Annotated in this window: 10 protein-coding genes; 3 read left to right on the forward strand and 7 right to left on the reverse strand. The window is 74.2% G+C overall.

All coding sequences use genetic code 11. The features are described 5' to 3' along the window. The first annotated feature begins 6 nt into the window (after positions 1-6). On the forward strand, positions 7-180 hold the full coding sequence (locus tag A3CO_RS38820) for a DUF6104 family protein (protein WP_018335097.1): 174 nt from the start codon (positions 7-9) through the stop codon (positions 178-180). A gap of 60 nt (positions 181-240) precedes the next feature. Here the strand turns inward: A3CO_RS38820 and A3CO_RS0125505 are convergent, their stop codons facing one another. The 6 genes from A3CO_RS0125505 to A3CO_RS0125530 form a co-directional block, all read right to left on the reverse strand. Beyond that, positions 241-1,170 (reverse strand): ABC transporter substrate-binding protein, encoded by a 930-nt coding sequence (locus A3CO_RS0125505; RefSeq protein WP_018335098.1) that lies wholly within the window; start codon positions 1,168-1,170, stop codon positions 241-243. Then, positions 1,170-1,889: an ABC transporter permease gene (locus A3CO_RS0125510; protein WP_018335099.1), complete on the reverse strand. Its 720-nt coding sequence runs from the start codon at positions 1,887-1,889 to the stop codon at positions 1,170-1,172. Before A3CO_RS0125510 ends, A3CO_RS0125505 begins: the two co-directional genes overlap by 1 nt. A 1-nt stretch (position 1,890) precedes the next feature. Beyond that, the gene (locus tag A3CO_RS0125515; RefSeq protein ID WP_018335100.1) at positions 1,891-2,610 is read right to left on the reverse strand and encodes an ABC transporter permease; all 720 of its coding nucleotides are present in this window, start codon (positions 2,608-2,610) and stop codon (positions 1,891-1,893) included. Next, positions 2,607-3,650, reverse strand: coding sequence for an ABC transporter ATP-binding protein (locus tag A3CO_RS0125520; RefSeq protein WP_018335101.1), 1,044 nt, complete (start codon positions 3,648-3,650; stop codon positions 2,607-2,609). The genes A3CO_RS0125515 and A3CO_RS0125520 overlap by 4 nt, the downstream gene beginning before the upstream one ends. A 121-nt stretch (positions 3,651-3,771) precedes the next feature. Further along, positions 3,772-6,729 carry a bifunctional diguanylate cyclase/phosphodiesterase gene (locus A3CO_RS34330; RefSeq protein ID WP_018335102.1) on the reverse strand — a complete coding sequence of 986 codons (2,958 nt, stop codon included), beginning with the start codon at positions 6,727-6,729 and terminating at the stop codon, positions 3,772-3,774. Between the two features lie 432 nt (positions 6,730-7,161). Further along, a complete protein-coding gene (locus A3CO_RS0125530) occupies positions 7,162-8,328 on the reverse strand; it encodes an NAD(P)-dependent malic enzyme (RefSeq protein WP_245561599.1) in 1,167 nt (388 codons plus the stop codon). 383 nt (positions 8,329-8,711) lie between these two features. Here A3CO_RS0125530 and A3CO_RS0125535 point away from each other — a divergent pair, with 383 nt between their 5' ends. Continuing rightward, positions 8,712-9,332, forward strand: coding sequence for a dTDP-4-dehydrorhamnose 3,5-epimerase family protein (locus A3CO_RS0125535; RefSeq protein ID WP_018335104.1), 621 nt, complete (start codon positions 8,712-8,714; stop codon positions 9,330-9,332). A gap of 105 nt (positions 9,333-9,437) precedes the next feature. Here the strand turns inward: A3CO_RS0125535 and A3CO_RS38825 are convergent, their stop codons facing one another. Continuing rightward, a complete protein-coding gene (locus A3CO_RS38825) occupies positions 9,438-9,716 on the reverse strand; it encodes a hypothetical protein (RefSeq protein ID WP_018335105.1) in 279 nt (92 codons plus the stop codon). Between A3CO_RS38825 and A3CO_RS39205 the strand changes: the two genes are divergently transcribed. Continuing rightward, a partial coding sequence (locus A3CO_RS39205) for a hypothetical protein (protein ID WP_211214559.1) occupies positions 9,709-10,015 on the forward strand: 307 nt, incomplete at its 3' end. The two genes, A3CO_RS38825 and A3CO_RS39205, sit on opposite strands and share 8 nt — an antisense overlap.

The raw sequence follows: 10,015 nt of genomic DNA on the forward strand, positions 1-10,015 counted from the left end.
GGTCGGATGTACTTCACGGATCGCGGCATCGAGGAGCTCGAGGACCGACGGGGCGAGGAGGAGGTCAGCCTGGCGTGGCTGGCCGACCGCCTCCGCGCCTTCGTCGACGCCCACCCCGAGCACGCGGGTGCGGCCGACCGCTTCGCAGTGTTCCTCGCGCGCGACGACGAGGTGGACTGACGTCCCCGTGAGCACTTTCGGGGGCTATGGCCCCCGAAAGTGCTCACGGGCCGCAGGCACCTATCCGATCCCGGCCGACGACAGCCAGTCCCGGGCCACCTGGGCGGGATCGGGCTTGTCGGGCGCGTCGAGACGCTTGTTGAGGTCGGTCAGCGTCGCGGTGTCCATCTTCTGCGAGATCAGGTTGAGCACGTCGGCCACCGCCGGGTTCGACAGCTTGGACGCGTTGATCAGCGGCACCACCTGCTGCGCCGCGAAGTTCGACTTCGGGTCCTGCAGGATCACGAAGTCGTTGTTCGGGATCGACGTGTCGGTGGTGAACAGGTCCGCGGCCTGGATCGAGCCGTCACGCAGCGCGGCGACGGTGAGCGGGCCGCCGGCGTCGAGCGAGCGGAACTCCTTGAACGTGCAGCCGTAGGACTTCTGGATGCCCGGGATGCCGTAGGGCCGGGTCTGGAACTCGGGCGGCCCGCCGAACACGACGTTCCCGCACAGCGGCCCGATCTGGTCGAGCGACGTGAGGTTGTTCTGCGTGGCGAACGCACGGGTGACCACCACGGCGTCCTTGTCCTCGGCCGGGCTGGCCTGCAGCACCTTGAGGTTCGGCGGCAGCTTCTGCTGCACCTGGGCGTACACGTCGGCCGGGGCGGTCGCGGTGGCGTTCGTGTCGAGGTACTGCAGGAGGTTGCCGGTGTAGTCGGGAACGAGGTCGATCGACCCGTCGCGCAGCCCGGGGAAGTAGGTCTCGCGGCTGCCGATGCCGAACTGGCGCTCGACCTTGACGCCCCGGATCGACAGCGCGGTCGCGTAGATCTCGGCGAGCAGCCGGTTCTCGGTGAAGTTCGCCGAGCCGACGCGGATGGTGTCGCCCGCGGCGGGAGCCTGGGGCTGGGACGCGAGCGGGTCGCCCCCGCCGCCACAGGCGGCGACGAGGAGCGCGAGGGCGGCCAGGAATGCGGCGCCGAGGGCGCGGGTCGGTCTCACGGGCATCAGCCTCCAGCGGTGACGACGTCGGACGTCCCGACGGCGGGTGTGGGGGGTCGGGAACCGGATCGCGCACGACGGGCCCCGGGCGTGACCGCCCGCTGGAGCCCCTGGAGCGCGACCTCGAGCACGATCGCGAGGAGCGCGACGAGGATCGCGCCGCCGGCCATCTGCGTGAAGTCACGCTGGGCCTGGCCGTCGACGATGTAGCGGCCGAGGCCGCCGAGGGACACGAACGCGGCGATCGTCGCGGTGGCGACGACCTGCAGCGTCGCGGTCCGCAGCCCCGCCACCATGAGCGGCAGGGCGTTGGGCAGCTCGACCTGGAACAGGACCTGGCGTTCGGTCATGCCCACGCCACGGGCGGCGTCGACCGCGGCCGGGTCCACCCCGGAGATGCCGGCGTAGGTACCGGCGAGCAGGGGCGGGATCGCGAGCAGCATCAGGGCCAGCGTCACCGGGGTGAGGCCGAGCCCGAGGAGCAGCACGAACAGCACGAGGACGCCGAGCTCGGGCAGCGCCCGCAGCCCGTTGGCCAGCCCGACCACCAGGAACCGGCCCCGGTCGGTGTGGCCGATGTAGAGGCCGACCGGGACGGCGATCACCGCGCCGACGAGCACGGCGAGCGCGGTGTAGCCGAGGTGCTGGAGCAGGCGGACGGGGATGCCGGAGGCCGACGACCACTGGGCGGGCGCGCCGAACCACGCGATGAGGCTCGAGAACATGTCAGACCGCCGATTCCCGGGTCGAGCTCCGCTGCGCTGCCTCTCCCTGCTCCCGGGTCGAGCTCCGCTGCGCTGCGTCTCCTGCCTTCTGCGGCGCCCGGGCCGCCGCCCACGGCGCGAGGAGGCGGCCGAGCATCATGAGGAGCGCGTCGATCAGCAGGGCCAGCACCAGGATCGAGACGAGGCCGAACACGATCTGCGCGGTGTAGAAGCGTTCGAACCCCTGGGTGAACAGCGTGCCGAGCGCGCCCTGCCCGATGATCGCGCCGACGGCCACGAGGCTGAACGAGCTCACGGCCGCGACCCGCACCCCGGCGACAAGGACCGGCACCGCGAGCGGGAGCTGCACCCCGAACAGCAGACCGAGCGGGCGGTAGCCCATCGCGACCCCCGCCGTCATGACCTCCGACGGCACCTCGTCGAGCCCGTCGACGACGCTGCGGACGAGCAGGGCCACCGCGTACACGGTGAGCGCGACGACGACGTTGACCGGGTCGAGGATGCGCGTGCCCAGGATGAGGGGCATGACGACGAACAGCGCCAGCGACGGGATCGTGTAGAGCACGCCGGTCAGCGGCAGCAGGACCCGTCGCGCACCCCGCGAGCGCCACGCCCACCAGCCCAACGGGAGGCTGACGACGAGGCCGAGGAGGACCGGGACCAGCGCGAGGACGATGTGCTCGGCCGCCAGCGGGAGGATGTCCGCGCCGAAGAGCCTCACCGCACCGCCTCGGGGGCCGGGCTCGACGACGCGTGCAGCAGCGTGATCACGGCCTCCGGCTCGATGCCGCCGAGGACCCGCCCGTCGTCGTCGACCGCCACCCCGCGTCCCGCGGGCGAGCTGAGGGCCGCGTCGAGCGCGCTGCGCAGCGACCCGCCCTCCGCGTGCACCGTGCCCAGCGCGACGTGCTCGTCGCCCTGGCGCCAGCCGGTGGGCCGGCCGTCGTCGTCGACGACGAGCAGCCAGCCGTCACCCGTCGTCGGGAAGTCCTGGAGGGTGAGCGAGCCGGTCCCGACGAACTGGAGCCGCCGGTAGCCGCGGTCGCGGCCGACGAAGCCCGCGACGAAGTCGTCGGCCGGGGCCGCGAGCAGGTCGGCGGGTGGCGCGAACTGGGCGAGCGTGCCGCCGACCCGCAGCACCGCGACCATGTCACCGAGCCGGATGGCCTCGTCGATGTCGTGGGTGACGAAGAGGATGGTGCGGCCGAGCTCGGACTGCAGGCGCAGCAGCTCGTCCTGCAGGTCGGCGCGGACCACCGGGTCGACCGCCGAGAACGGCTCGTCCATGAGCAGCACGGGCGCGTCGCCGGCCAGGGCCCGGGCGACGCCGACACGCTGCTGCTGCCCGCCGGAGAGCTGGGAGGGGTAGCGGCCGCCGACCTTCGGGTCGAGTCCGACCCGCTCGAGCAGCTCGCCGGCGGCCTGCCGGGCCTCGGCACGCCGACGCCCGAGCAGCACGGGGACGGTCGCGACGTTGTCCAGCACCGTCCGGTGCGGGAAGAGCCCGGCGTTCTGGATGACGTAGCCGATGCCGCGTCGCAGCGTCGGCGGATCCTGCGTGGACACGTCCACGCCGTCGAGCCGCACCGTGCCCGACGACGGGTCCACCATGCGGTTGACCATCCGGAGCGTCGTCGTCTTCCCGCACCCCGACGGCCCGACGAGCACGGTGATCTCACCGGCGCGGGCGGTCAGGGAGAGGGACTGCAGGGCGACGGTGCCGTCGGGATAGGCCTTGCGCACGTCGGAGAACTCGATCACCGCAGTGGTTCCTCCGCGGCCAGGGCGGCGCCTGACCGGCCACCTGGATCGGAGCACCGTAACCGAAAGGTGCTCTTCGCGCTCGTGAGCACCCATTGCCGGCCATCACTGCCGAAACCGCTCAGGAGGCGTCGGCGACCTCGGGTGCGATCGGGCCGCGCGCGAGGATCTCGGCGAGCTTCGGGCCGGGCATGGCCCGGGCGAACAGCCAGCCCTGGTAGGCGTCGACACCGAGGTCGCGCAGCACCGCGAACTGGTCCTCGTCCTCCACGCCCTCGGCGACGCAGGTCTGCCCGATCGCCGCGGCGAGCTCGACGACCGCCCGGGCCACGGCCCGGTCGGACTCTCCCGTCGCGACCCCGCGGACGAAGCCGCGGTCGAGCTTGACGATCTGCGCGGGGAGCCCGGTGAGGCGGGAGAGCGACGAGTAGCCGGTGCCGAAGTCGTCCACCGCGAACCGCACACCGGCCGCGATCAGCTCGTTCATCTCCCGCAGCGTCGACGGTGGGAGGTCGGCCAGGCACGTCTCGACCAGCTCGAGCACCAGCCGGTCCCAGGGCAGCCCGGACGCGGTGACGATCTCGTGGACGGTGGCGAGGAAGTCCGGGTCGCCGGGGAGCAGGCCCGCGAGGTTCACCGCGACCGAGGCCGCCGGGCGGTCGCCGTACGCCGGCCAGGTGGCGGCCTCGCGGACCGCCGTCCGGAGCACCCACCGGTCGAGCTCGCCGAGCAGGTCGGCGGCCTCGGCGACGGGGAGGAACTTGTCCGGGAAGATCAGCCCGTGCTCCGGGTGCTGCCAGCGCACCAGGGCCTCGGCGGTCTGGACGCAGCCGTCCGGGCCGACCACCGGCTGGAAGTGCAGCACCAGCTCGTCGTTGACCATCGCCTGGCGCAGCTGCATCTCCATGCGCAGCGCCTCGTCGGCCCCCCGCATGATGGCCTCGTCGGCCAGCGCGACGCGGTTGCTGCCGCTCTTGGCCTCGAACAGCGCGGCGTCGGCGAAGCGGATGAGGTCGCCGGTCGCGGGGTGCTCCGGCTCGTCGGGGGCGTCGGTCTGGGCGCGGGCGGCGGCGAGGACGCCCGCCACCGGGTCCGCGTAGGGGTCGACCTCGTAGCCGTCGAGCAGGGCGGGCAGTCCGAGCGCCGCGCCGACCGCGGCACCGATCGTCGCGGAGACCCGGACCAGCTGGCCGTGCACCGGCACCGCGGTGCGCAGCAGCTTGCCGACCAGCTCGGTGAGGGCGTCCAGTCCACCGTGCGCGTCGACGTCGGAACACAGGACGACGAACTCGTCGCCGGAGTGGCGCGTGGCGGTGCAGCCGGGCGGCAGCCCGTCGCGCAGCCGGTCGGCGAGCCACACCAGCAGCTCGTCCCCGGCGTCGTGGCCCAGCGAGTCGTTGACCCGCTTGAAGTTGTCGAGGTCGCAGAACAGGACGGCGGTCCGGCGGGCGGTCGGGCCGCCGAGCAGGTGCGACACCGCCCGCGTCAGCGCCCGGCGGTTGGGCAGGCCGGTCAGCTCGTCGTGCATCGCCTGGTGGCGCAGCGAGGCCTCGACCCGGCGGTTCTCGGTGACGTCGGTGAAGACGACGAGGTGGGTGGCACCGCCGGCGTCGTCCACCGAGACCGACACGTGCAGCTCGCACCACACCGGCTCGGTGAGCTCGCCACGGGCGCCGCGCTCGCGCCGGTGCAGGGCCCGGGCCGCGCACGACCAGCTGATCGAGCCCGCCGAGCCCGCCGGCCGGGCGAGCAGCGGCGTCGGCATCGCGACGGTGTCCGGGCCCTGCTCGGCGGCCAGGTCGAGGAGCTCGTCGGCACGGCGGCCGCGCAGCGACTCCTGCCCCTCGCCGAGCAGCCGGCACAGCGACTGGTTGGCCTGCACCAGGCGCTCGTGGTCGTCGAAGATCGCGACGCCGACCGGCGCCACGGCCAGCAGGTCGGTGAACCGCTGGCTCGAGGTCCGCATCCGCGTCTCGAGGGCGCGGCGCTCGGTGACGTCCTCCACCGCGCCGGCCACGACGGTGCGGTGGCCCACCGCGGTGCGCTCGGCCCGGACGTGCAGCAGCCGCGACGGGTCGTGGGCCGGGCGGACCTCCAGGTCCAGCCGCGCGCCGGACTCCATCATCGCCGCCCAGTGGGCCGAGACCTGCGGGCGGTCCATCGGGTGCACGCAGTCGGCGACGGTCGCCCGGCTGACCGTGCCCCGGGGCGGGAGCCCAAACAGGGTGCGGGCGACCGAGGAGAACGACCAGGCGTCGTGCGTCCGGTCGCTCTCCCACGACCCGACCTGTGCCAGCCGGGTGAGGCCCTCGAGCCGGCGGCGCTCGTCGGCGACCGCGATGTCGACGGCCCGCCGGACCACCTCGTCCTCGTCCGTGTCGCTGACGTCGACGACGACGAGTGCGGAGTGCGCGGTGCCGGGCAGCCGGTTCCACCGCACGAGACGCACCGGCACCGTGGCACCGTCGCGGCGCCGGACCTCGCCCCGCCCGCCGGCGCCCGGGGCGGTGACGACGACGGCGTCGACCGGGGCGCCGGCCATCTCCCCCACCGGCGCGCCCACGAGGCGGGCGAACTCGCGGGAGGCGGTCACGACGAGGCCGTGGGCGTCGACGACGACCGCCGGACCCTCCGGGAGCAGCTCCAGGAGCGGGTCGCTGCCGCCGGGCGACGGCACCGGCGTGGCGATCGTGGCCGCCTCGACCGGGCTCGGCGTCGCGGAACGGGGCTCGACGGCGGGCGCGGGCGATGGCCGACGTCGCCGCGGGGCGTCGGCACGGGGACGCGGGCTGGGCCGTCCGGAGGTGGCCTCCCCGCGGGCGGGTCGGCCACGCGGGACCGTGGGCAGGGTGTCGGCCTCGCCGGCCCGCCCGGGCCCGGCCGGCTCGGCGGGGGCCTCGGGGACGGTCCCGGTGCGGTCCTCGGACGAGTGGCGGGCCGGCGGCGCACCGTGATCGGCCCGGGCCTCCGGACGGGAGGTGTCGGAACGGACCTGGCCGGGCACCTGGTCGCCGACGAGGCCGAGCGAGGAGTCGGACGCGTCGGCGTCCGCCACCCGGACGACGGCGAGTCGCGGCATCCGCCTGGCTCCGTTCACGCGATCGACCCCTTCACCGGCGGTTCTCCTCCGACCCGTTCGGGTCGGCCGGACCGCCATCTGATCTCCGCAACGAAGGACACCCCGTCGGGGTCCGGGCACATCACCCCGTCGGGTGCACCCAGGCGCCGACCGTCCGCTCTCACGCGGCCGCCTGCATCAAGTCGAACGGGTATGTCTCAACTCGGACGATGAACGGTCCGGAGACTGCGGGTCGAGGCGACGAACGGCACAGATCCCATCGCGTGTCGTTCGCCCTGCCATCGATTCACTCAGACGCGTGCCGCTTCTCACGAAGCGTACGAGCGCGACGACGTCAGCGGTCGCCGACGAGCCGTGACCGGTACCCGTTGCCCGATCGGTTCACACCTGATCACCCGGAAGCCCGTGCCGTTCGTCGACGGGTGATCCGGCTCACGCCTCCGAGGCCACCTCGGCGACGTGGGCCTTCACGACCCCGTCCGCCCCCGCCGCCTCCGCCACGGCCGCCGCGACGGCCGGGGCCACGCGCGGGTCGAGCGCGCTCGGGACGATGTGGTCGACGCCGAGCTCCTCCTGCGCGATCCGGAAGATGGCGTCCGCGGCGGCCAGCTTCATGTGCTCGGTGATGCGGCGGGCCGAGGCGTCGAGGGCGCCCGCGAAGACGCCCGGGAACGCGAGCACGTTGTTGATCTGGTTCGGGTAGTCGCTGCGCCCCGTGGCGACCACGGCGGCGTGACGGCGGGCCACGTGCGGGTCGATCTCGGGGTCGGGGTTCGACAGCGCGAACACGATGGCGTCGTCGGCCATCGTCTCGATCACGGACTCGGGGACCGTCGAGCCGGAAAGACCGAGGAAGACGTCGGCGTCGGCGAGGGCGGTGGTCAGGTCGCCGCGCAGCCCGCGCGGGTTGGTCTGCTCGGCCAACGCGTACTTCGTGACGTTCATGTTCTCGCGGCCGGTGTGGATGACCCCGCGGGAGTCCAGCACCGTCACGTCCTCGACGCCGGCCTCGAGCAGGATCTTCGCGCAGGCCACGCCCGACGCCCCGGCGCCGCTCACGACGACCTTCAGCGGCTCCAGGTCCCGGTCCAGCGCCGCCGCCGCACCGCGCAGGGCGGCGAGCACGACGATGGCGGTGCCGTGCTGGTCGTCGTGCATGACCGGGCAGTCGAGGGCCTCGATCAGCCGGCGCTCGATCTCGAAGCAGCGCGGGGCCGCGATGTCCTCGAGGTTGACCGCGCCGAAGCTGGGCCGCAGGTGCACCAGGGTCTGGACGATCTCGTCCACGTCGGTGGTGTCGAGGACGAGCGGGATCGAGTCGAGGTCGGCGAACGCCTTGAACAGCGCCGACTTGCCCTCCATCACCGGCAGCGACGCGCGCGGGCCGATGTCACCGAGGCCGAGCACGGCCGTGCCGTCGCTGACCACGGCCACGAGCCGGTGGGTCCAGGTGTAGCGGGCGGTGAGCGCCGCGTCGTCGGCGATCGCGCGGCTCACCTTCGCGACGCCGGGTGTGTAGGCGATGGAGAGGTCGCGGCGCCCCGCGAGGGCCACCGTCGGCGCCACCGAGAGCTTCCCGCCCTCGTGCGGGCCGAAGATGTCGGCGTCGGTGAGGTCGCGGCCGTCGGGGTCGCTGGCCGTGGCGGCGGTGTCGGCTGCCGGGACGGAGCTCGTGCTGCTCACGCGGTCCTCCTGCGTGTCGTGGTCGCGGTGGTGGGACGTCGTCCCCACGGATCCGGACGAGGCGATGGGGCTGGGGACGACGACGGGTGCGCCCACCGGTGCGGACGGTCGGGTCCGCAGGGGCGTCGGTCGCCGCCGGGCGCCGGAGAGGGGTGTCTCACGTCGGGCGGAGCGGGCAGGGGTGACCCGGAGGTGGTCGATCCTCGCGCGCGCGGGGCGCGGTGTCTGCGCCCCGACGGGGTCGGACCGGTCACAGGCTCACCGTGGTCCGGGCCCGTCGGCCGATAGGGTCCGGCGCCGTGGAGGCCAAGGAACTCGCGGTGCCCGGTGCGTGGGTGTTCACCCCGCCGGTCTTCCCCGACGCGCGTGGCGCGTTCGCAGCGCCCTTCCAGGCGGAGGTGTTCGCCGGCACGGTCGGGCACCCGCTGCATGTGGCGCAGGCCAACACGAGCGTATCCCGCCGGGGGGTGCTGCGGGGTCTGCACTACGCCGACGTGCCGCCCGGACAGGCCAAGTACGTGACGTGCTCGGCCGGGGCGCTGCTCGACGTGGTGGTCGACATCCGCGTCGGCTCGCCGACCTTCGGGCGCTGGGACGCGGTGCGGCTCGACGGCGAGACGCTCGACGCCGTCTACCTGTCCGAGGGGCTCGGACATGCGTTCCTCGCGCTCGTCGACGGCACCGTCGCCACCTACCTCTGCTCCACGGCCTACAACCCGGGTGCGGAGCACGGCGTGAACCCGCTCGACCCCGCCCTCGAGCTGCCCTGGACAGACCATGTACCCGCTGCCGAGCTGATCCTCTCCGACAAGGACGCCGCTGCCCCGTCGCTCGCGGACGCCGAGGCGGCGGGAGCCCTTCCCGACGACGGGGCCTGCCGTGCCCGCGTCGCCGCGCTCGTCGCCGCCGGGACGGCCTGACGTCGCTTCGTCGGCCTCGCGTCGAGGTCCACATCCGCCGAGCACACCGCTCGCTGAGCGAACACGTCGCTCGGCGGAAGAGGATCTTTCCAACGGCTCGGGGTGTCAGGACCAGGACGGCGCCAGCTTCGTCAGCCCGGCGGTCGCCGCGTCCCTGCTCAGACCGGCCGATGGCGGGACCGCGAGCACGACCCGTCCCCCGGCGGCACTGCGGGTGACGCCCGGTCCGGCCGTCGGGGCCGGGACGGCCGCGGTGGGTGCCACGACCGCGACGACGAACGGCTTCCCGGCGCGGCTGACCGTGCAGGTGACCTGACCGGGCTGCGGACCGGCGGTCGTCGCGGCGGTGAGGTCAGCGGCCGGCACGCCGAAGGCCGTGGCCACCGCGGCGGGCTCCGCAGTGCAGAGCGTGGCGACCGGGATGGTGGCGGCCTTCGACGTCGTGGTGGTGCTGGACGGCGGAGTGCTGGACGGCGGGGTGCTGGACGGCGGGGTGCTGGACGGCGGGGTGCTGGACGGCGGGGTGCTGGACGGCGGGGTGCTGGACGGCGGGGTGCTGGACGGCGGGGTCGACGACGGCGGGGTCGCCTTCGGCGGCGTGCTGGACGGCGGGGGGCTCGCCGGCGAGGGCGGCGCGGGCGGCTTCGGCGCCGCGGGTGGGACGACCGCGAACGGCGATGTCG

The organism is Actinomycetospora chiangmaiensis DSM 45062, assembly GCF_000379625.1.
In the GTDB taxonomy this organism is placed as follows: domain Bacteria; phylum Actinomycetota; class Actinomycetes; order Mycobacteriales; family Pseudonocardiaceae; genus Actinomycetospora; species Actinomycetospora chiangmaiensis.